A 23,364-nucleotide genomic window follows, 5' to 3' on the forward strand; every position below is an offset into this window, starting at 1 on the left:
CACCGAGAAAGCTGCGATTGAGCGGCTTCTGCAAGTAGTACCAGTAGAGCGCCGGAGCGTTGCCCAAGGTGCGCTCACCGAGCTCTTCCCTCAGCTTGCGTGGGCGTTCGGTGGACCACACTACGAGAATGGCTTTCGTAGTCAATGGCTTGCCGAGAAGCGTGTATGCTCAGCGCGTTACTTCCCGCGTTACTTCGAACTGCAGACAGCTGCTGGCGAAATATCAGAGCGACGCTTTGTGGAAGTACTGGATGCTACAGAAACAGCCGTGAGACTCGCTGCGGCAATCACAGCTATCGAAGCCGACCGATTGCTGCCCTCTCTTGTCGCGAGGTTTGACGAATCTGTCGAACGCCTCCCTGTCGAAAATGCCGACGTACTGCTGCCAGCTATGTTCTCTTTGGCGGAACGGCTTGTAAGCTCTCGCGAATTAAGCCCATTTAGTTCACCTTGGGTTTCCGCTTGGCGAGCAACGAGCTGGTTCTTGAAGCGCATCCCGCAAGATGCTCGAGGTGATCTTGCACTCGAAGCATTTCGCGAATCCCAAGCCTTGTCAGCTGCCGGCATGATCATTCACCTGAGTGATCCTGACGATCAGGGTGAAGGACGAGATCGAGCCTTCGAGCCAACGCTCGACATCGAAACTATCACAGTAATGAAAGCAGAGTGGCTCCGGCTGATTCGGCGCAGAGCTGCAGACGGCATTTCTCTGATCAACGAACCCGACCTCACGTCTCTACTTTATCGGTGGAGCTCCTATGCCGGCTCTATGGAGGAACCACGCGAGTGGATCGCTGAAGCGATACGCACCGATGAAGGATTCGCCCAGATGGCAACACGTACAATGAGCCGCGGATCAAGCCATTCGCTGGGTGATCGAGTTTCCACGCCTCGTTATACCTTTAATCGAGAGACGATCGACGAGTTCATCGGTATAGATGCTGCGAAGGTGCGCTGCGATGCGATCGACCCAAGCAACTTCCCCGAACACGAGGTCGCCCTGAAGACTCTGCGGAAGTCACTCGATACATGGCTCGGGATTAGAACGCGCGATCCATTCGAGCTTTAAACTTCCGCCAGCAACCATCCTTTCCTAGACTGAAGCCGCGACAATCATCTGTCGCGGCTAAACCGAAAAAATCAAGAAAATGACAAAGCGGCGTTATCGCAGAAAGAGCCACCTGGCGGCGCATATCAACACTCGCAGCGAGGGCGAACAGATCGTGTGGGCAGCGGTCATTGTTGTTGTCTTCGTATTTGCAATGATCATGTACATGTCGAAGTGATGAACCGGAACCGTGAACCCCCACTCCCGCATCGAATCCTGCAACTGGGCAATCTGCGCCTCGCTGTGCGTGCGCGCGTTACGCGCGTAGGCGGTAAGCGTCGAGATCGGCCGCTGCTCGATTGCGTCAGCCCACATGGGAGGGAACCTCCCGCGATGCCGCGTGGACGCGCGCGGCGTGGCTCGCGCGCGCCCGATTGCGCCGGACGACCCCGGCTTCGGATTTCCGCGTTTTGAGAAAAAAAGTTGGGCCGGGGTGACCGTTCAATCGAGAAAATTTTTTTCGAACGCCCCCCGGGGGCTCCTCCCTCCCATCCCTCGCACCCTGCGCCGGGTCAACGCGCCCACGGATGCTCAGGATCGGTCGGCATCCCGTTCACGTCGCACCCACGAGGCCGAGCGCCGTTCTCGGCGGCGGTCTTGCGCGCGTGGCAGTCGTGGCAAAGGGATTGCAGGTTGGCAGGTTGGCTGCGTCATCGGTGCCACCGTCCTCAAGCCGCGTGATGTGGTCGACCTCGATCGCTTCGGTGACGAACCCCCGCCGGACGCCAAAGATAGTAAAAATCGGCGACAATCAGATTCGCTATATTTCGAACATCGAGATATGCACCACGGATTGACTGATTTCGGTGGGAGACGGGTCGGCCACACCCTTTTCACGCCGACGGCAGTCCGACTGTACGGGGAACTTGAGGAAATCGCATGACAAGCATAACGGATAAAACAATTTCCAAACTTTTTGGTTTGGCTGCCGGACGTTGCAGTATGTGCAAGATCGAAGTCGTTCAGCAGGATGTCAAAATCGGGGAGATGGCCCACATCATTGCGAAGAATAAAGGTGGAGCAAGAGGCAATATCCCGATTGAAGGAGATATCAATGGCTACGACAATTTGATACTCCTCTGCCCGAATCATCACACAGAAGTCGACAATAACGAAGACGCCTTTCCGCCAGAAAGGCTGCATAGGTACAAGCAAGAGCACGAAGCGTATGTTCTGCAAGTCTTTGCCCATCAAAGCCAAGGTCGAGTGATGGACGTAGCTGGACTCAAGGCTTTGATGCTGTATTTACCATTTTCTCAGATGATCATCCTAACGGATGGTTTGCCGGAGCGATTCGATCATAAACTGTTCTATGTGGCCGATACGCTTGGAAACTTCGCAAACGACAACCCACAATGTCGCCCCTTTAGTGATGCCAATCTCGAGAGCTACTATCGGAGTTTTTCCGAAAGCCTAGATAAGCTCATTGACTATGAGCAAGAGGCCGTCATCGGCGACAAGAACGTCTACATGCCGGGCCACCTCGTAAACGCTGATTCCAATAGAAGTTATCTGAATCGCGAATTGGATTTTGATGAGCGTAGACAGGCTATCGCAGACGTCAAACCGCTTTTAGAAAATTTGGTCGCTAGCTATCACCAAATTCTTGCGTATTTGAAGAGTACCTATCCAGAGGTTCACTTGGCCAGTTTTGTGGGTTGGTAAGATTTTTCTGAACAAAGAAAGCACCCATTTGGGTGCTTTCTTTCAGCAACGTTGACGAATCTTCTTTTCCAGCTCTCAAAAATTAATGCTCGCATTGCCAAAGTACGACTGGCACCTGTGCTGATCGGATACCTTTCAGTCTACGTCACCACATGTGTAACTTACCGATTCGAATTTCGGCTCTGGCCGAAAATTACGGCAACGATGCATCACGCTGAAATAACATCAGTCGGGCAGGCAATGCTCGTACTTTTCTGGCAGCAAACTGTAGGCACCCCACTCATTGACCTTACACGCCAAAAACCCGTCGTTCTCCCGATAGAGTTCTAGCTGCTTGGTCGCCTCAACGCCACTCACTAAGCGCTCCAGCATGCGGTCGCTCAGGACCGCCGCCCCAAGATCGATCTGATCGGAATATTGACTGGCTTCCACTTCGTAGACCCAGCGACCGGCTTTCATCGGCCTTTCTCTAAACGGGTCTTCGCCTGCCTTCTGACTCTTCATAACTTCGTCCAGTGATGTTTGCGATTGGTTTCGCGCCCGTTGCTCCACTTCCGTGAGCCAGATGAAGTCCTGGGGGCTTTTTGTTTCACCAAAAACGTTCAGCCCCACCTGAAAACCATAAGTGCGGCCCTTACTGGGGTCGATCTCGTTGATCCAGCCAACCGTTGAACCGTGCCAGCACTTTTTTGCATTTATCACGGAGGCGCACCTTTAGGACGTTGAAGCTGGATCTGAACGAGCCAGCGAGAGATATTGGTAACCAGGAAATTCGACGTGACTCAACACGTCATGGGGTCTCGTGCGGCTCGCTACAATTTAGATTCAGCCGGCACGTAGCCATTGTAAGCGACTCAATCTTCAGCGGATTCAACCGGTCAATGCGACACCTAGCATCTGCGTGAACAGCGCGGTGTTGTCCAGAGCGATCTATACTAAAGTGAGCCCCCTAGGGTTGAGCTCATATTCAGAAAGATTTGATCAATATTCGCTCGTAATGACTCACTATACCGCTCGTACCTTTCGTCCATCCTGGGAGTACTCCCCTAACTCAACAAATCCATACTCCTTTGCAAGCAGTGCGCGTAAAAAGCGAGTAAATTTTCGCTGGATACCGTTGCTGGCAAAGTAAGGACCTGAGTTGGTAATGTAAGTCGGGAGCGCTTCGCCACGCTGAGCCATGAAGCGATCCATATACTCGGCCAGATCCGCCTTTGGAAGTGAGTCTATGATTTTCTGAAAGGCGTTTGCCTGCCGGGCAATTTTTCGTTTTTTTAGCTGCTCCTCAGTCGGAGGAAGCAACAAAGCTCGAGCTGCCCGTCGAGCTGCCTGCTGCTCAAGGTTTAGCCGCTTGCGCTCCGCATACTCATCGTCTCTCTTTTTTTCCGCCTCCCGCCGTGCTCTCTCGCGCTCTATTCTCCAGTTTGGGTTTGCCGATCGTTCATTTGCGATCCGTAACGCGTACTCACGAAGATGTGGCTTCGCCCATTTTTCATAGGCCTTCTTTTGACGCACGGTCATCTCAACCTCCATCACTGGCTCGATACCCTGTTCTCGAAACCACTTGAAGTAAAGACGACAGTGACGATCAAAAAGGTCTTGACTGTCTTCCCAATCGCGCTTCAAATCTTCGAGAGTTGAGTCAGCACGCCTCGCATCAAACGCGGACATTCCGTTGCGGCGACCTTCGATGTTGTGCAGCGGGTTTTCATTTTTGATTGCTTGCAGCTCAGCCGCGCGTGCTGCAGCTCTATTTGGATGTTTTTCTATGTTGACGCGCGTTATTTGATACGCCCAATGCGATACACCGATGTGCTGCGCTAAACGCGCAGGCGCGCTCTTCGAAATACCGACGTACAGCAGTTGGTCGTTCTTGTCGAAGTAGCGATACAAGGCCGCTTCTCGTTCTTGCATTCGTAATGCCTCAGTACGAGACGGGTGTGACAAGACTGGGAGCGCCAAACTCGACCAAATGCGCGTGCGACGACTCAAAATATCCCTGCCAGAAAGCACGCAGATCATGGACAGTCTTCGAATCCCGATAGCCGTCGCGCTCCGCTTGCGTACCGCTGGACGACGGAGGCATCACCGCGCCTCCAAGCACGTAGATTTTCGCCCCACCGAGATCGGCGAACATACCGTTCGCCCGCGCCTTGGCGAGCTCAGCCCCCGGGCTGATATCGCGCACACCACCATGCGCATAGAAGGACGAGGTGCGCGAGTTCTCCAGTCCGTCAGTCACGACGAACAGCACCTTGTCCGACGCCGCATCGTTACGCACAGCCGGCCCCAGCTCGCCAAGCGCCGCCATGATTTCAGAAGCGTTGAGTGTCGAAGTCGATTCTGCCATTGCCTGCCGCGTGGTCGAGGCTGCCATCTTGCGCGCGAACGCGAGTTGCTGGCCGAAGCAGGCCTTGATCTGCGGTGCCTTTGTGATCGGCAGCGTGTTGTAGGCATCATCGGGCAGCGGTTGTTCGACGTAACCGGTATGAAGCACCTTGAGGTAATGAGCCTGGGCAAACGCGGAAAATTCAGCGATCACGAACTTCGCACCCGGCTGGATCAGCCGATCCACGTTGTCGAGCACCGATTGCTGGAGAGACTGATCGAGCAGCATGGTTTGATCGATGAGAACGTACACCACACGCGCCGGCTGCTGTGGTGCGGCCGCGAGATGGAACGCACCGTAGCAGCTCGGCACATCGTTGACGAGTCCTGCGTGCGCCGCAGTCGCAATGTTGAGCGCGGCCAGCGCAACGGCCTTGCCTAGTGTCTTGAAAATCTTCATGTGCAGTCAGTCGGTTTGCCGCGGCGCCCGGGAAAGGTGCCACGGCGATCATTCAGGAGGCTCAGTCGTCCAGCAGGTCGCTGAACTTCTCAGTCGTTTTCGCAAGCCGCTTTCGGCGCTTGATTTCATCGCTCAACTGGGCAAAGTCATCGCTGGAAAGCGTAGACGCCTGTTTCTCGAGGAACTCGCCCTTCGCGAGATTGTCGGGCAACGCCGCGAACGCCTGTGCAAGCGCGTTGATGTCCGCCGCCTCCTCCACAGGCGAAGTGGGGCGCGCGCGCGCTGCCTCGATTGTCGCCTGCGCCTCCTGCAGCGCCGCCCGCTCATCGGCCTGCACACGTATGAGCGTTGTGTCCAGCGTCTGTGCGAGCGGGCGCGTTGCTGCCGGCTTGCTACGAATGCCATCGGTACGCAGGATGGCGGCTTGATACGCCTTGATCACCTGATCCTGCTCGCCCGACGAGAAGTTATGGTTCTTCAATGCGAGCTCGTAGCGCAATTCGCGCTCGCCTTCGCTCTTACCCGTGGCCACGTCGGCGGCGACCCTGTCGATCACGTTGTCGCGCGCCTGCTCTTCGCGTTGCTCGCCGTGCTTGAGGAACGACTCAAACGTCAGCGTACCGATGCGGTGGTTGCTTTTCTTGCGAGCTTCCCGCAACTGCGTGAGGAAACTTTCGGCACGCGCGATCCTCGGCTGGAGAAAGCGTGCGCGGAACGTTTCGAACGAAGGCTGGTTGCGCGTGAAGTCGTAAGCCGCTTCGCCCTGCCCGCTAAACGTCGATTTGAATGCAACAATAAAAGCCGTGAACTGCGTGACGAGATAGATCAGCGCGAGCATCAGAGAAGCCGCGATACCCTGGACCTTGTAGTTGCCACCAAGGCTTTCGGCGACGTCCTTGCGGCTCGCCTGCTGTGCCTGGGCGACGCTCAGCGGCAATGCCGACGAAGTACCCGCAGAATCGAACGGACTCACGTCGCCCCCGCCCTGAACGCCGTTCGTCTCCATCGAGACAATCTGGCGCGTTGCTTCGCTTTCCACGCCATTCACGCGGATCACGTAGATCGCCACCATGATTGCAATGATGATCGCGCCCGATACGACCAGCAGGATCGGGCCTTTGACGCCTGGATCGTCCACCCGGTTGGCAAAGCGGCGCGGCAGCGGATTCTGCCGCACAGTGTTCGTATTCGGGTCGATGTAGTAGGCGTCCTGATCCTGGTCGTCGCCGAGATCGATACGCACTTCGAGACCTTCCGAACCGTGGCGCTTGCGAAAGTGCGAGAACTTCGCCATTTCCGCGCCCGTCGTGTGCGTGAGCAGCGCAAGCACGATCGCGACCGCGAGCGCCAGTACGCCCGCCGCGAGATTCGCCTGAGACGGTGTGATTTCAGTGGACATCCACGGCGCGAGCACATAGCCCGTACCCACGGACTCAGCGAGAATCAGCACGAACAGGCCAACGCGCGCCATCATCGAAGGCGGATGGATATCGGTCTGCTGCGTGATCTTCAGATAGTTCTTCGCGCGGCCGAACTGGCCCGCTGTCACTTCCGTGTTGCTCGATCCCGAGATGACCGACTTGAAGGTCGTGCACAGCGTAAGCTCGGCCTGGACGAGCCCGTCGTTCACCGTCGAATCGCCGCTCTCTTTCGTGAGACGCTGGAATTCGGCGCGATGGTCGTTCCCGAATGCCCACCAGCGTTTATAGGCGAACGCAGTGAAACGGAAGCTGTCGGCACGAAGCCAGAAGAAAAAGGCCGCCAGAATCGTTGCCACCGTCACGGAGACGAGGAACGGCAGCGAAGACAGCGCTGAGATGATGGCATGTTGCACGATGGCTTATCCCTTCGATGAGAAATTGACGACTGCCTTGTATTCCGCGTCGTTCCACGGATAGACGACGAGACCACTGCCCGAAGCGGACTTCGTCGGCACGCGCAGATCGACGCATTGCGCCGAGCCTTGCAGGAAGACGCGATAGAGCGTCGCGTCAGCGCCGCGGTAAACGTTCACCGGTGCGTCCCTGAATCGCGCGATGGGTGCGGCGGCATAACCGCTGCCCTCCCGGCGGTATATCTCGGCGGTGACGGGTGGTACGGGCGCCGCCGCGTCACTCGGCACATAGACGCGCAACAACGCGACAGCAGCGTCGCCCTGGCTGCCGAACCACGGCTGGCCATACAGGCCCGGCATCGAATCCTCCACCTTGAGGGGCTGGTTGGTCGCGAGTGAGCGAATCAGCGTGCTCGCGTGCGGCCGGTCCTGCAAACACGAACCAATAATGACCGGCGTGTCGGCATGCGCATCCGTGATGAAACTGAACATCGACGACTTGTCTCTGGACGCCCCCAGATTGACCTGATAACCCGCCGCAGGGAGCGGCTTGCCTGCAAAGCCCAGACCACCGGCTGCCCCCACCGGATTCGCTGGGTGTGCGCTTGTGGAAGCAACTGCCTGCGCGCCTGGGGCACCCGGCACGTCGCCTTTGGCGCTATTAGATGTGGTGTCCGCCGACGTTGTTTCTGCGCGCACCGCCTTCTTGCGCGTGACCTTGTGAATCGCTGCCGCCGGTTGCGGCGTCGTCGGCGTATTGGACGCGAGCAAAGCGGGCGTCGTCGGCGTATTGGACGCGAGCAAAGCGGGCGTCGTCAGGCTTGCGCCGGCAGGTGCGAGGTCGCTCGTGCGCCAATCATCCTGACCCGATGCTCCCGGGTCAGCCTGACGCGCGACGGCGAAGTTGGCGGGATTCGCGGAGCGGTTGCTGGCATACGCCTTCAACGCATCGAGGTTCGGCACGTCGACGACTTCGACGCGGTTGTTGTCGCTACGGCCTTGGACCGTACCGTTCGGCGCGATCGGGAGCGAGTCTCCCGCGCCTTGATATGCAATATTGGCGGCCGGCACGCCATGCTGGCGAAACACTTCCGCAACCGCTTTCGCTCGAGCTTCCGAAAGCCGTGCGAGATCGGGACCCGACATGTTGTCGCGTTCATCGCTATGACCCACGATCAGCAATTGGCGCTGTGCCGCCGCGTTCTGGTTCGCGGACTGTGCGGCAGCGGTCTGTCGTGCGTTCTGGGCGTTACGCGTTTGCGCGTCCAGCGATGTCGCGAACGTTTTCGGGTTGTACTGGTCAGCCACCTTGCCCAGATACTCTTTCGCGCGTGGCGTAAGCGTGGCGGTACCGGGCAGGAACTCATCATCGACACCGCCCATCTGCACGTCGAGCCCCACTACATCGCCCTGACCATTTGCAGCGTCAATGGTGGTGGCCTTGATTGGCGCGCTCGCGAGCTTCATCTGGTACTGCTGAGCAATGTGATAGAGATTGCAACGGCGCTCGTCCATCGCGTGTCCAATCATCATGCCGACCAGCGCGCCGATGCCGGTTCCTGCCACCGTGGCCGCGACATTCTTCCCAAGATAGTGCCCAACGACGGCACCTGCGCCCGCGCCAATGATTGCCGCGATGTTGCGGTCATTATTGGAACAGGGGTCTGGATTGTCGAAAACACTCTTGAATTCTGTCTTTACGGCCGGAGAAAACTCAGGTTGCCCCGTTTGCGGATTGACCGCGCAACCTGCAATCACGGTCGTCGATACGCCGACCAATATGCGTCGTTTCATGCGATATACGTTCTCTTTTTCACAGTGGTCCCCCGTCGCACCCCGAAAATTCCGGGACGGTTGCGATCACAACTTCCAATTCGATCGTGACAGTGTCACCCTACTTATATCGGTAAGGCGCGTGCAATCTTGAGGGCTGAACGAATTTTTTCAGCACCCGGGTGATTGTTTAAACGGATATGACGCCCTGCCCGCAATTGCAGCGCGATAACAGTGACAGCGTACGTGCGAACCGGCTATCGGAGTACGGAACAACGATCACGGCGAATATTTCGCCTTTATGAAGGAGGCACGCGTGATCCAACACGGTCGAACGCTAGCGTTCTATGCGAATTGAATAGATTTCACTTCTTTCCCCGAATTCGTATATTCATTTTGATTGACGCAAACTTTATCAGGAAAACACGGAAGACAGCGTGCGAATCCGACTACGGATGATTTCTCACACGAACCGGCGTGTGAAGTCTTGCCGGCCTGATTTGTCCACGAACACAAGCCGCTCACACTGGACAGTCCCAATCGTTTTTCCAGTCAGCGATCAAGATTTTAGAAATTGGATTTTTCTGCAATGTAAAACGTTTGCACGCTGATTCAAACGGCCGACAAATCGATAATCGGCATGCTCTCTTCGCTAGCTCGCGGTGCATTCAAGTCGCTCCTTACCGTTGCATAGTCAACTACGCGTCAAGCTATCACCACTTTCCCCATTCAGGCCGGCAGCTGGTAACCACGAATTGGCAACTATCCTGGGCATCGCGATCGAGTACGCGGCTCCCCACTCTCTAAACCTCAAACGAATTTTGCCGATAAGGAGATCAAACATACCAACAAAGAACAGATCTTCGTGATGCTTTTCCGAACACTTGCGGCCATTCCGCTCGCTGCCGCCCTGACCCTTCTCAACGCATGCGCGACCAAACCGGCCCTGCCCCAAGTCTCCGAGCCGCCCTATACAGGCCCGCGCATTACACTTCACACGGCACCGGGTCCTGCTGCACTCGCCATCCTGTCCGTTGATCCCGTGCCCACGGCGATCTGCTATCTGAACGCGCGACGTGCGGAACTCGGTCTAAACGCGATCGCTGCCGACCCGCTCGTGGCTGAAGCCGCGGCTGCACACGCGCACTACCTGGAGGTCAATCGCGCAAGCAGCCACGACGAGAGCGCGGGACTTCCTGGATTCTCGGGTACAGACGTCACAACGCGGGTGCGTCAGCACACTGAGACGACGGGGGCGAGTGAGGTGTTCGCTGTCTACGGAGGTCAGCGGGTTCCGGCGCTTCCGATTGAGGAGATATTCGATTCGCCGTATCACCGGGGTGCCATGCTCTATGAGTGGGCACGCGCCGGCGAAGCCGTTGCGTCGGGCGATAGTCAAATCACCGTCGTGGACTTTGCGGACCCCGAGCCCGCGATCGGCGATACCGAACTCGTGGTCTATCCCTATGATGGCCAGAAGGACGCGCCGCTCTCATGGCAGAATATCGAGCAGCCCGACCCGATGGGACCAAATTCACGCTATCGCGGCGCTCTCCTCGGCTATCCGCTGACTGTGTCCGGTGGTACCAACGCACACATCCTGCTTGAGAAGTTCGAGCTTCGTGACGGACGCGGCAAGCCCGTGAGCTGCCAGATCGCACCGCTCACAAGCGCAGACACAGGGCGGAATACGGCTGTTTGCACGCCTTTCACACCGTTGCGTCCTGGCACGACCTACACTGCGCACGCGACCGGGCGCCTGACACAGCAATTCGGGGTCGCCAATGCGCCCTTTGATGTCCGACGGTCATTCGCGACGATCGCAGTGCCGGTTCAAATGAACGACGTCGTCACACAAGCCGCAACTCAGTAACCTGCATGGACCTTCGTCGACAAGAGTAGCGCTCATCCGCCGAGGTCCGAGCGAGGCTCGGGGCTCACTGCCAACCGTGTGCTGCAAGAACGACTGAAAGCGGATCCTGCGTGAATTTTCCAACCTGGGTTTCGCGTCGTGAAGCAATGCCCTCTGGCGAGGCGCATGGCCGTCACACTCCTGCGACTCCACGAACGATTCTTTACGTCGCCCGTACCAACTGCGCGAGTATGTGGCTTACTGCACACAGCCGGATGTGCAAAATCTGGAAGTGGGCCGACTCTTCGCCTTAAATCGACTCGAGCACACGGTGCTCATCCCCTCGGACGGTTCCCTGCAGGCGATCTGCAGACGCACCCTTTTCGTGAGGTCTCGATTCTATGCTCAGCATTGCTGATTACTTCATGCCCCCGCTTGCCAGCTTCGAAGTTCAGCGGGCACAAATGGTGCCGGCCCTTACTGCATTGCGATTTGCAAATGCTGCGCTCGATTTTGCTTTCTATGACGTACAAGCGTTTAGCCGCACGCTTGCGCGCGACGGTGTAGAGCTTGACTGGACCGATGCAGCGGCCGACCAACCTGTGCAAGAACAAGCAAATCTCAGCGCAATGCTGAACCCCGAAGGCTCAATTCTCATCGTCAACGCGGCCAACACACCTCACGTCCTGCGCTTCACCGATTTCCAGACGTTTGTCGATGCACTCGCGAGCGGTGTCCATCGTGTTGAGGCCGTCTCGGTCAGCGGCGTCGGAAGCTCTGCACTCGGCTCAGCTGCCCTTGCGTGGAATGTCTCCACCGCTTTTCAACAGCCCGTTGCTGCGATCGTGCCTGGATACGGACTCGCGGATGTCGTGCAGCAAGCGCTCGGCGGATGGTTTGGATTCGAGATGTACAGCTACTGGATCAAACAGCCGGTCCAGGAAATACTCGCTCGCGTTGCACCGGATGCCGCAACAATAGGACGCCAACTTCTCGCGACTACACCAGGACACGCCGTGGCGCCAGGCACAGGTGTGCCGGTCTTTCGCCGCGGAAGTGGCTCCTCGGATGTCCTCCACGCCCTGCTGCGACTAGCGAACGACTTCACGACATTGGTCGGTCATAGCAAAGGTGCACTGGTCATCGGAAATGCAATCGCCGACCTTCCTGATGAGTGCCTTGAGCGTCTTCACATCATGACCTTTGGCTGCGTGATCGCGGAGAATACGCGCGTCAAACAATACGATCAGTTTCTTGGCACTTTCGACGCGCTCGGCTTTCTGAACTCAGGAGGAAATCATGCCGAACACAGCATACCTGCATGGCACAGCACAAATACGGAATCTTCATTGTCGATGCGCGTCGAGCAATTGGTAACACTTCCGGCGGCGGACAATTAGAGGGAATCTGGAGCGAATCCAAAAGTCTAAAGGTTAATACGAAGCTAGTCTGCTGGCTTATACGCGCCGAAGAGCGCAGTTACCAGTGTCCATTTCTCGAATCGCGACGACACAATCGGCTGTAAGACATCGCTCGCCCGACGATGAGATACGGCAGAAATGCAACCGGCATCGGTTATTCAAGGCGCCTGATGAGCGCTAGAAGCGGCAGCACTAGACAGTGTCCCATACTGAGTGCAAGCGGTGCGAGATGCGCCACACCGAGAAACGAGAAGATCGTTGACACGACTCGCCTCAGAACCGACAGCCTGGCGACAGGTGCTTTCAGATTTCCCGCGGCGCGTCGGAGATCTGGTGGACCCGCGCATCCAGCACGCGAAGCTGCAAAGGCTCCGTGGTGATTCCCCATGCGTGCAACAGGCCGTCAAAAGAAGCCTCGACGTTCCTGGAGCGTGGCTCGGGCAATGGAACGCCTGTTGATCGGTAGCGAGCGGAGCCGCGTCGAGCTGCCTCTCCATTTGCCCGCTCGACGACGCCATTGCGTAGCGCGTACCGGATGAAGTCCGATGCTTCGCGGGAACCCATCAATCCTGAGGCTGTGATTTCGCTAACCGACGCACTTTCACGTTGCGCCAACCACCCGAGCAACGCGAGTGCACCTGTGTAGACTTTCATGCCTGACCTCCCGCTTTCGGCCTCGTTGTGATTTTTCGGTGGCCTGTAGATTGCGAAGGTTCAGAACACACCGCGCGACTCCTTCAGTGCCTTCGTGTCACAGCATACCGCCGACAATATGGTTATCGGTTGAAATTCCCGAGGGCTTGAATCGTCTGCAAAAGTCGGGGGGGGGCTGTGTCCAGTTCGCTACTTTCGCGCACGGGCTCGTGCAATTACTTCATCCGCAACCTACTTCGACGTATCGAACGAGACGCCACCATCCCGTTAGAGCGCAACTGGCGCGCCGCAGAATGAGCGGGGCGAGGCATCTCCGTCGTGCCAATCCCATTTGAGCCGCCGCTAGCCTCGATGGCCACATTCGGCGCGTTTATCGACACACAGCACTTTTCCGACTCGCGCCGTCCTGCAATCTCCTTCGGCATTGGCATGATGCGGGGCAACCTTCGTAACCATATGCCTGGCGGGATGTTCAACTCACCTTCACCGCGTTGTGCAACTCCAGCTCAGTGCAACTTGCTACCGTGCCGGCGTAGTGCTGTCGCGAGCAGGGGATTGTCGTCCGCCTGCGCTTCGGCGCGATCCGGAAGGTTCGTCGCGACGATGACCCTCACATCAAACTCAAACGCCGCCATCAATTGTTGGCGCGCAATCGAAACACAGTCTCCACCGGGGTCCGCACCGGCATTCGCGGCAGCCAGCGCGGCCGCCTTAGCCGCCAGGCCGAAGGCGGCCACGGCTTCGTCCCAGGCGAGCCCGAGCTCGATGACCTGCTGTAGGAGCTTACCGGCTATCGCAGCGACCTCCTCTCCGGTTTCATCATCCATGTTCTACCTTTCGCATATTCAGGTTTTTCTAGCTCATCAATCAAGCAACGCGAGTCCGGTTTGCCATAGCCTTCCTGCTGATGAGCCTCAACATCCGATAGAGACTGACGCGGAACTTGCTCGCCACCCGATTTCCAGACAGCTGTTGCTCGCGGCGCTGATCATACAGACGGCGATAGAGACGACGCAATGCTCCGTTCACATCACGACGTCGACGCGTTCTATCTGTACCTGCACCTGCGATCGCGTGAGAAGAATGAAACGCGGCGTACAGCCGCACCAAATCTCGTAAGCAAGCCATCGTTACCATCGGTAGTCGACACCCTTTAACGACGTGCCGCGGTCCTCAATTTGTACACGGCATCCGGCACAAGCGATCTTGCATGATGACATCTGCTTAATAGGACCAAAATCAGATCAACTTCGATCACTGATTCCGCCGAGAGGCGCGGATGTAAGGTAGAGGCAAGAGACTGTTAGATGCATTTCTTGCTGGCGACTGCCTCCTTGCCAAGTCGGCGCGCGACGCTGTCGCAGCGATCCCGCGACTTCGTCGATGTTCTTTGTTGTGTTGGGCCCCTCCACCAGACCCAACGACGATTTGCCGTAGCCGCGACGTGCTTGCTGCACCCAACGAGAACAACGCATAGGGACTGAGATCCGCTCGGGACCGCATAGACTTTGACCTTCACGATTCGTGTCCAACACAGTCGTGGAGAAATCTGCTCACAAATAGTTAGAATTAAACAACCTTTTCATTCATCGGATGTCACTGCTAATGCGTGAAAGACCCACCCGTCAAAAGCTACTCATGAACCGATAGCTTTTCTAAACATTGGCATGTGACGGATCGGACTGAAACAGTCGGAAATCCACAGAGTGATCATTTCACATGGCGAATCACCGTACTTCAACAATTCAAATGCGCGTTGTGGCATAGTTCGTCAAACCAACCTCAGGGAAACAAAAAACAATGGCAACGCTCGATTCCATTCAGGCAAAGATTGCAAAGCTTCAGGCTCAGGCAGAAGCAATTGTCGTTAGCAAGTCCACAGTCGTCTTGAACAAGATCCGCGACTTGATGGACAAGCACGGTATCAGCGTTGCCGACGTCGACGCTCACGTAGGCAAGCGTCGCGGTCGCAAAACCGCAAGCGCTGTCGGCACAGCGTCGGTTGCGAAGTACCGCGATCCGAAGAGCGGCGCGACGTGGACGGGACATGGGCGTGCCCCGCAATGGATCGCCAGCGCGAAAGACCGGAGTAAGTTTCTGGTTGAGGGTGCGTCCCAAGCCCCTGCACCTGTGAAAGCCGAAGCGAAGCGTGCTGGAAACTACAAACGCGGCCCGCAACCGGCGCTTTATCGCGATCCGAAGTCAGGTGCGACCTGGAGCGGTCGCGGCCGCGCTCCGTCCTGGATTGCAAATGCAAAGGACCGCACGCGCTTCTTGATTGCAAAAGCCGATAACAAGGCTGTCGAGGCCCCGGCCGCCAAGAAAACGGCAACCGCGAAGAAGAGCGCGACAGCGAAGAAGGCCACACCTGCCAAACAAGCAAATGCGGTAAAAAACGTGGCTCCTGCCAAAAAAGCGGCCGCCGTAAGCAGGACTGCGGGAAAACGAGCAGCCACGGCAAAGAAGGCCGAAGCAGTTAATGGGGCAAATACTCAGAAAGAAGCGACTGCAACAAAGAAGGCGACCGTGACCAAAAAGGCCGTCCCGGCAAAGAAAGCGACGACTGCCCGCAAGGCGCCTGCGAAGAAAGCCACCGCTGCGAGAGCTCAACTGCAGGACAAGGCGATAGCATCAGCGCCCATCGAGAATACTGTGCCGGCAACTGAGCTGCCGTTGGCGAACGCAGCCGCATAAGACATGCCCCGTCACGCTGCTCCGTGATACCACTGGCGCGCGTCGTTGCTGCAGCTTTCAGAACATGGCCGCACTCAAGTCCGCCTGCGACTATTGAATGTGTTCCTGTATTCCGCCGATCCAGAACGGCGTCGAGCTCCCCAACAGGCTCGGCGGCGTTCACTTTTCATAGCAACACTATAAGGATCGCATCAGTCATCGTCCGAGGCGAACAACTTCCATTGAAGCGCGATACAAACTATCAATTCCAGAATCAATGTCCTCTGAGCGGCCGCTCAGTCAGTCGACAGAAGCTTGAACCGCCTTTGTACTCGAATCAGTGACAATCGCCAGTTCAGTGGTCTGAACGAACTCAGCATGATAGCCGTCGACATGCTGGAGATCTTGCCACTGGCGACGACCTGATTGCTGATAGCACGCAAGGGCATCAATTAGGAGCTTCGAGGTAAATCGAAAAACAATGTGGCCGGCATCACAAGCGGCGAACCACTGCCGCATAGTGCAGTCTCGAGCTGCTCACCTGTGAGCCAGTTGACGGGTAGAAAGACGACTAGCTCTTGCTCCTCGGCCAAGGATTATTCGGGTTCCTTATTTTGTGTAAAACGTCTCGGATTCTTTCCGGAAATGAGTTGAAGCACTGCGGTAGCGGCCAATTCGCTAGGCGATGTCCCTACCTTTCAATGGCTGTTCTTCACGAAGTACTCGCCTCACGTCTTCTTTCATCTTTTTGGAACCCAGAGAGCCAGGTACTTTACGAGTACGCAAACCCCCACTATTCAAAAGACCGCACGCTCATTTTATATCTGGTGGCTCAATTGGGCCCCTCCACTGGAGCCTACCTCGTAGCGCGTGACGACAATTTACGAAGTCAATCAGCTTTTAATGCCCTACGAAAGACGTAGGAGCACGCTATTTACCCCTACGTTCGAGTTCAGCTCGGGTCCGTTCGAGTTCCTGCGCAATTGTCTCCTCATCGGGCAGCACTGTCTGATATTCCGCCGCAAGAATCTTGTTAGGCAGGTTGTCGAGCGCGTAATGCGCTTCAGCGGCCCCCTTCTCTGCGCACAGGATCAGGCCAACAGGCGGGTTTTCTCCAGGCTTCATCCAGTGCTCACGGGCATAGTTCAGATAGAGATGCATCTGCCCTGCATCGGCATAGCTGAAGCGCCCCACCTTCAGGTCGATGATGACGAGGCATCGCAGGCGCCGGTGGAAAAAGACGAGGTCAACCCGAAACCAGGTATCGTCGATTCTTAGACGGCGCTGGCGCCCAAGGAATGCAAAGTCATCGCCCAGCTCAAGCAGGAAATCCGCGAGGTGCTGGATGAGAGCAGCTTCAAGATCGGACTCCGAATATTCGTCCTTCATGTCGAGAAACTCGAGGACAAACGGATCACGTATGGCCTGCTCCGGTGTAAGCAGATCACTGGGCTGAACCTGCGCAGCTTTGCCGAGCAGCGCCGCCTTGTTGTGCGAGAGTGCCAGACGTTCGTATAGCTGGCTCCCGATCTGGCGGTCAAGCTGACGTACTGACCAGCCCTCCCGTAACGCTTCGGTTTCGTAGAAGACGCGCGCGGCCTCGGTTTTGACGGAAAGCAGCCGCACATAGGCAGACCAGGGAAGTGAAAAGGCCTGGGCGACGACGGTCAGTTCCGGTGCCCCGACTTTGGCCGTATCGGTTGTTTTCTGTGTTTGAGATTTTGCAGACGCTGTCTGCAAAATCCGGGATTCAGTAGATTGTGCAGACACCGTCTGCACAATTCGATCGGCGGGCCATGCAAGGTAGAACGCCCGCATCTGCGCGAGGTTGCGCACACCGAACCCTCTACCGAACCTGCCAGACAGATCCGTCCCCAGACGCCTGATCAACGCCTCTCCGTAGCCCGCCCGCACCTCACCACCCTGCTCAAATTCGACAATCCGGCGGCCGATCTCCCAGTACGTGGCCGTCATCAGCGCATTGACGCTGCGCGCCGCCGCCGACCGGGCAGACTCCACCACCAACGCGATTTCGCGATGCAACTCGACGTAGTCCGCCTGCGCAAGATCCACTTTCGTCATGGTACGTTCACTTCATCCTTGTCTACGAAGTTAGCCGCGAGGCTCTCCGGTTGGGACGGTACGGCCGTCCCGTCAGGCTCAATCAAGACTGTTCGGCTACACCTCCGCCACGACCGGCATCATGGGAGCCAGCCGCGTCGACACTACCTGCATCCTGCGTCCAGAAGTGCAGATGCGGTCAGCCGGCCACGCTACCGCGATCCCGAATCGAGCAGAAGCCTGCGTGAGCAAGTCCATGCATACCAATATAGGCGCGCATCTCTAACGCCAGACGGATCGGATCGCCTTCGCCACCATTTTCGTCACTGCGGACGATCTCTTCGCCGGGCAACCCGAGCGCGGCGCCTCCGGGTCCGAGCACTGGATCACCGCGCGATAGAGTGGATCATCCGGATCATGCCTAGCGTCACAGACCGCATCCAGCATTGCGCGCTGGCCCGCAAAAAGATTCCTGCCCATCCATGACCGGAAGCAACGTGGTGTGATCGCGAGATGCCCCGCCTCATGGAGCGGCGTTGAGTTTCGACATGCCGGATCGACAGCGAGCGTACCCCTATCAATCCCGCATCCATCGGAAAACCCGTTCGCCCCACTTTCATAACGCGCGGCAATCCCGATCCCGTTCAGGAAATTTATCGTGCGATCTCGCGTATCCGCTGCATCGATGACATAACCTGAAGTTGCCAAGCCAGCTGAATATCTGCTCATCAGGTAACCTTTCTCCCTTCCAGAAAGCATGCCGCCCGTCGGATGCGCCGCGGCCAGTGGCGTGCCGGACACGCAGGTCCAGTCGCCGTGCCACCACGCAATCACGCTCGCCGCCTTACGTTCGCTGTCAGCCGACGCGACTTCACGCACCTCATTGGCGACAGCGCGCCACTACGTTTGGAACTGGCCGTCGCTGGCGCGTGCGTCAATCGCACACCGATAGCTCCCCCCCTGGCTGCACCCAGAGACACGATGGCCTGCATGTTTTGCGCCGTATTGTTTGCGCTGGAAAATTGCCGGGCTATAGACTCGGCTCGTTTCCGCCTGAAGTTGAACCGGCCTACGAATCGTTGGATTCCCGACCGCTTTGCCGCGGCCCCGGAAGATGATGTTCACGCAAGGCCGTTCGCAATAGCTCTGCCCATCAGTAGTGCCGTGTCCAATCGCTGGGACCAACCACACCGCAATCCCAGCAGGGTGGGTAGAACGCGCGGCTCACCAGGTCTCCTCATGGGCGACCTGCCTGACTGCAGCCCCCTCATTCTATCGGGCCAGATGCAAAGTCAAGTCAGCAAGTCCGACTCGCGGTTTGCTGATCCACGCCGGACACCGCAGCGAGAGTGTCGTCTATGTCCGAACAACGCAACAAGTGCAAGAGCACGGCCTCGAGCATACGGAAGAGCAGGAGCGGTGATGTCACGGTGCAGTACTGATAGTTGCGCGTCTCGACTTGTCAAACTGTGTGGCGCAAGAACCCGGCACGACCCGTCACGCAGACCATGAACCAAAGTAGGGGATGACTGGTGCCACTGCCGATTTCATATCAACGCCAGCCCAACAACCGAACAATGACATTCGCAGGACCGCGTTCGCACACTCCCCGGCACGGACCACGGGGTCGCCGTGGTGAGCCATGCTCCCCCGAAAACGTCCCGAAACGTCAGGGCTATCGGCATCTCAGGCCTTTGGGAAATGCAAGGCTGCGACCGGCAAGGAACCGCATCACATAGATCCGCAATCACATTGATTCGCATTCCTAAGCACCCATCTTCATGGAATCGAGCGATGCGTGCAAGTTGGCTCCCAACATGCAACACAGCCCCGGGCTGACGCTGAAGTAACGCCAGACCGGTTAGAGAATGTCCAACTCTCAGATTCACTATGCGGACGCGCCCGCAAGCGCGGTAGCGCGTGCAGATGCCCGAGGGACATTCGTGGAAATCTTGCAGACTTGACCCAATGCGACCTGCAGACGACGCCAGCTCAAGCCCAGGCGTTGTGCCTACGCCGGGATCACCAGACGGTGCGGAATGTACCCGCTCGCTTAAACCGGCCCTCACTGAAGCTACGATTCAGAAAGTCACACTGAGGGCGACTAGAAAAGGCCGCCCTGCCGTACATCTCTGGGAGGCGGCAGCGACACCTTCGCACGGCGCGCGCCGCGTCGGCGCACCGCCCGCCGCACGTGCGCCACGAGCTCGGCCCACCCGTCTGATGTCACGAGCACGAGCGCATACTGCCGCACTCCTTCCGCGTTGCCACTCCCCGCCTCCTTCATCACGCGCAGGGACGCCCGCAACGCCAGGCGTCGTGCGCGGTCCAGCAACTGGGCGCGGCTCATCCCCGGCCAGCACGCGGCGATGAACTGCGAAATGCCGGCCGGCAGGGATTCTGGTGCGCAAGCAGGCGGCAGCGCCAGGGCAACGAGTTCAAAACGGTCGGCCATCGTGGGCGAGACTCTCTATATATATGTATGGGGATGCGTGAGTGGAGGATGCCAGGGATACGTGCTGGCTTTGTGAAAACTGCAAAGGGGCGTCTGGCCCTTCACAATGCCGGACACACAATTTCCCTCACCTTGCCCCGCGTTGCTCACTCTTCACCGTGCCACCAGAGCTGGGACCGAAGCGCGTCGATCGCGTAGTCCTCGAGGCGCTTACCCGCAAGCCACGCCGGACGCCGCCCCCGGCCCGACCATTTCCTGCCCGTCGCAGGATCGTAGTATTTCGCCGGCGCAGGCCGGTCATATCCCAGCGCCCGGCGGCTTTCCGGCTCAGTGATCCCCAGCAGTTCAACCTCATCCCGGAACCCCGGCCAGCACAGCGGTGACTTCGTGCGAGCGCGCGTCGGCCAGCAGTTCGTTGACGTGGCCGAGTTCGGCGCGCAGTGCTTTCAGGTTGGACATGGATTTCGTCAAAAAGCCGCCGCCGCGGCGACCTCCCGATTTTAGCGTCCACCGCACTGATCCGTACGTCCGCCTCGGATGCATGACCGGCTACCGACGCGGTCCGTGAACGCGTCAGTACGCGGCATCTGCCGGCTTCCAGGAACAGGAAGGTGAGAATTACAGAATACGTATCAATCGCTACATCGACGGTTCGCAGCCGGTCCACATCGAACCTCGATGCACTCACGTACAGTCCTGCCCGCCTTGGGCCAAGCCAGTTCCGTGAAACATCACCCGCAAATCGTTTGATTATCGTTAAAAATCAATTATATAGACAACGGAATTCAATGCGCCCCCATTGTTTCACGGACAGCCTCCGTACGGGCAAAAACTAGGCAACCTTAGCGCCATAATGTAGCCCAGTCTGGGACCTATTCCAATTGCGGCGCCATACAGGCCCCCTCCTTCTCTGCAGCGCCCATGAGAGTTGCGCTTGCCCTACATTGCGGGCAAGCGAATCGAAGTCGGAATCCAACTGGTATCTGACTGGCGGCGCGCCAGCGATCCGTTGCTCCCCCTCACTTCGACGGCCTTCGCCGCGATAAGGCAGCGACGGTCCCGGTAGACAGGCGACGGCGGCTCGACTGCCCCCGAGGCGCGGCTCTCCAGACGCGAGGGCCGAGGATGAAACGCGTACGCCATACGGAGAATACGTCGGACTGCCCTGCTTCCATACCAGCGTGGCGGTCGCGCAGTCGTTCGCAGGCGTAGTTGGCTGTAGACCTGCGCCCCGCTGTCGACCTGCGTCGTTGCCGCACGCCCGAACCTTATGCCTAGACGATGCGGAAACCGCACGAGTGCCGCGCACTAGTGAATGCCGAGGTCCGCAAGGTGCTCAGCGGGAATACACTGGCAGATGCGATCCGCTGCGCCGTCTTGCTGAACAGTAGCGGAAACTGGACGTTTGCCGACGAGGGCGCCCATCCGGCCTATGCCGCACTGGGCGCCGCGCTTGCCTCTAGTCGCACGCCTGGCCCGTCAACGCAAATCTGCAGACCGTGAATGATTCAGGTACCTAGGCAGAGCATCCCGCGGCGGTGCAGTTGCTCTGCACGGCGTCGATCGGGCTCGATAGTCCGCTCCGGTCCGCCTGCCGGCCGCTCGGACACCGTTGTGGTCGCTCACTGACGCCGAACCGATTTTTCTGCTGCACGTGACAGGCAAACATACCAACCTATGCAGAAGCACTCGACAATTTCTGTAACTAGATCGCGCTCCGCCAAACCCCGACGCCGTGCGTGATCCGTACACTCGTCCCGCACACATTGGCTCGGCCGACCAGCGTCCACCTATCCAACGCCTCGGCAGAGAGTTGCTGTGTATCGCCACTTCGCTGATCTGCATTACCCTCGGCCGGATTACTTTTCGCTGACAATCTGCTGCAGCGCGAAGCGATCGCCGCCCGGTCGGAAACCACGCAAACACGTCGGTGGAAAGCACGAAATCCGTCCGCACCTGATCGTCTGCCAGCAGTGCCACGCGTGATCGCGTAGGGGGTATCAAGCCCCGCACGAACTATCCGAGGCGCCACCGGCCATTCTGCACCTGCGCGCTACTCGCGACAAAGGGGCCAAGACACACGAGGTACCATTCAACGAAATCGCCCAGTTGCTCCAGCTTTATTAGATTTTCCCTAGGCTGGAGCGATCTTCACCGCACGCCCCGGAGTCCTCGTGGCGCAGTACAGCGTTTGAAATTCGATAATGAAGTGGGCCTGCGCGTCCGCACTGCAGTGTGGAAGCTTGTAACGTGGCTGCGTTGGGCGAAGGCAAGCATCGACGAAGTCGAGGCGCGTGCGCGACAGGCGAGCCGGTAGCTGCTCTCGCTCTGGTGAAGAATCCAGTCCAACTCCCCGCCAATAGAGCAGGCGCTACTCTCTTGGCGCATGGTCACGCAGGCGTTCGTGCATCTGCTTATGTGCACGTATTTCCACGCTCTCCCCCTTATCTTCGGAACCTCCAAAGATCGCCAGACTATGAGATTCGCCAAAGCTATCCAGCTTCGATCCCGTCGCCGCGTTCCGTAATCTCGCTTGCCATGTAACGGGCTAGATCGCTGACACACATTCGCCTCAGCTGACTAATGCAGGGGAAAAATTGGGCGGACAATACAGTGGTCGCACAAAGGTCTTAGCTGAATGCGGTGTGCAATCGCCTCGTGATAGCCCTACGCTCACCACTTGGAACCCCGGTTTAATCCCGGAGTTCGCGAACAAAGTCCGGGATTAAACCGGAGTCTCAAGGCTAACACTCCGCAATCTCCGGGCAAATGTCCGACTTTGCGCTTTAATACTCATCGCACCCGGCGATACAGACTCAACGCGAGCCAATCGTTGCGGCAAGACAGTACGGATGATTCGGCGCAGTACGAAGTGTCTCCATTGGAGACACCTTCATCCGCGTGAACGCTGTTATTGCTTCTGACCATTCAGGTCAGATCAACGCGCTCGGCGCTGGCAGCGCGTCGCTGCGCATATGGGCATTGGCTCAACTTAGGTCACTTTCGATGAGGACCTCCACCCACGCCAACAGGCGTGTCTCCAATGGAGACACTCGCTGCCACGAGCCTGTATCAGTCGC

Annotated in this window: 17 protein-coding genes; 5 read left to right on the top strand and 12 right to left on the bottom strand. The window is 57.7% G+C overall.

From position 1 onward, the window contains the following. On the top strand, positions 1–1,069 hold a 1,069-nt coding region (locus BMY06_RS39755), incomplete at its 5' end, for a hypothetical protein (RefSeq protein ID WP_208608918.1). Positions 1,070–1,162: 93 nt separating this feature from the next. Here the strand turns inward: BMY06_RS39755 and BMY06_RS40670 are convergent. Then, positions 1,163–1,423: a ParB N-terminal domain-containing protein gene (locus tag BMY06_RS40670; RefSeq protein WP_074986981.1), complete on the bottom strand. Its 261-nt coding sequence runs from the start codon at positions 1,421–1,423 to the stop codon at positions 1,163–1,165. A gap of 564 nt (positions 1,424–1,987) precedes the next feature. Between BMY06_RS40670 and BMY06_RS31295 the strand changes: the two genes are divergently transcribed. Continuing rightward, a complete protein-coding gene (locus tag BMY06_RS31295; RefSeq protein WP_124263240.1) occupies positions 1,988–2,773 on the top strand; it encodes an HNH endonuclease signature motif containing protein in 786 nt (261 codons plus the stop codon). Between the two features lie 225 nt (positions 2,774–2,998). Here BMY06_RS31295 and BMY06_RS31300 read toward each other — a convergent pair whose 3' ends face one another. From BMY06_RS31300 to BMY06_RS31315, 5 genes are all read right to left on the bottom strand, one after another. Then, a complete protein-coding gene (locus BMY06_RS31300; protein ID WP_124263239.1) occupies positions 2,999–3,475 on the bottom strand; it encodes a hypothetical protein in 477 nt (158 codons plus the stop codon). A gap of 303 nt (positions 3,476–3,778) precedes the next feature. Next, entirely contained in the window at positions 3,779–4,687 is a 909-nt protein-coding gene (locus BMY06_RS39100) for a GIY-YIG nuclease family protein (RefSeq protein WP_124263238.1), read from the bottom strand. Between the two features lie 10 nt (positions 4,688–4,697). Beyond that, on the bottom strand, positions 4,698–5,561 hold the full coding sequence (locus BMY06_RS31305; protein WP_074986984.1) for a hypothetical protein: 864 nt from the start codon (positions 5,559–5,561) through the stop codon (positions 4,698–4,700). A 61-nt stretch (positions 5,562–5,622) separates the two neighbouring features. Then, positions 5,623–7,395 carry a hypothetical protein gene (locus BMY06_RS31310; protein WP_074986985.1) on the bottom strand — a complete coding sequence of 591 codons (1,773 nt, stop codon included), beginning with the start codon at positions 7,393–7,395 and terminating at the stop codon, positions 5,623–5,625. Between the two features lie 6 nt (positions 7,396–7,401). Then, positions 7,402–9,189, bottom strand: coding sequence for an OmpA family protein (locus BMY06_RS31315; RefSeq protein WP_080180123.1), 1,788 nt, complete (start codon positions 9,187–9,189; stop codon positions 7,402–7,404). Between the two features lie 847 nt (positions 9,190–10,036). Here BMY06_RS31315 and BMY06_RS31320 point away from each other — a divergent pair. Together BMY06_RS31320 and BMY06_RS31325 are read left to right on the top strand one after the other, a co-directional pair. Beyond that, entirely contained in the window at positions 10,037–11,041 is a 1,005-nt protein-coding gene (locus BMY06_RS31320; RefSeq protein WP_074986987.1) for a spore germination YkwD domain-containing protein, read from the top strand. Positions 11,042–11,421: 380 nt separating this feature from the next. Then, a complete protein-coding gene (locus BMY06_RS31325) occupies positions 11,422–12,420 on the top strand; it encodes a hypothetical protein (protein ID WP_074986988.1) in 999 nt (332 codons plus the stop codon). Between the two features lie 324 nt (positions 12,421–12,744). Here BMY06_RS31325 and BMY06_RS39105 read toward each other — a convergent pair whose 3' ends face one another. Then, on the bottom strand, positions 12,745–13,095 hold the full coding sequence (locus BMY06_RS39105) for a hypothetical protein (protein WP_124263237.1): 351 nt from the start codon (positions 13,093–13,095) through the stop codon (positions 12,745–12,747). Between the two features lie 506 nt (positions 13,096–13,601). Then, positions 13,602–13,922, bottom strand: a complete 321-nt coding sequence (locus tag BMY06_RS31330; RefSeq protein WP_074986989.1) for a hypothetical protein — start codon at positions 13,920–13,922, stop codon at positions 13,602–13,604. Between the two features lie 973 nt (positions 13,923–14,895). Between BMY06_RS31330 and BMY06_RS31335 the strand changes: the two genes are divergently transcribed. Next, a complete protein-coding gene (locus BMY06_RS31335; RefSeq protein WP_074986990.1) occupies positions 14,896–15,789 on the top strand; it encodes an H-NS family nucleoid-associated regulatory protein in 894 nt (297 codons plus the stop codon). Positions 15,790–16,698: 909 nt separating this feature from the next. On the opposite strand, the gene BMY06_RS31345 is transcribed toward BMY06_RS31335, so the two are convergent. From BMY06_RS31345 to BMY06_RS40325, 4 genes are all read right to left on the bottom strand, one after another. Further along, positions 16,699–17,850 (bottom strand): PDDEXK nuclease domain-containing protein, encoded by a 1,152-nt coding sequence (locus BMY06_RS31345; protein WP_074986992.1) that lies wholly within the window; start codon positions 17,848–17,850, stop codon positions 16,699–16,701. A 261-nt stretch (positions 17,851–18,111) separates the two neighbouring features. Continuing rightward, positions 18,112–18,708, bottom strand: coding sequence for a hypothetical protein (locus tag BMY06_RS39760; protein ID WP_167371427.1), 597 nt, complete (start codon positions 18,706–18,708; stop codon positions 18,112–18,114). A gap of 1,225 nt (positions 18,709–19,933) precedes the next feature. Beyond that, positions 19,934–20,284, bottom strand: a complete 351-nt coding sequence (locus BMY06_RS31350) for a hypothetical protein (RefSeq protein ID WP_074986993.1) — start codon at positions 20,282–20,284, stop codon at positions 19,934–19,936. Positions 20,285–20,430: 146 nt separating this feature from the next. Continuing rightward, on the bottom strand, positions 20,431–20,661 hold the full coding sequence (locus tag BMY06_RS40325; protein ID WP_341809783.1) for an H-NS family nucleoid-associated regulatory protein: 231 nt from the start codon (positions 20,659–20,661) through the stop codon (positions 20,431–20,433). Positions 20,662–23,364: the final 2,703 nt, after the last annotated feature.

The sequence above is a fragment of the Paraburkholderia tropica genome (assembly GCF_900109265.1).
In the GTDB taxonomy this organism is placed as follows: Bacteria; Pseudomonadota; Gammaproteobacteria; order Burkholderiales; family Burkholderiaceae; genus Paraburkholderia; species Paraburkholderia tropica.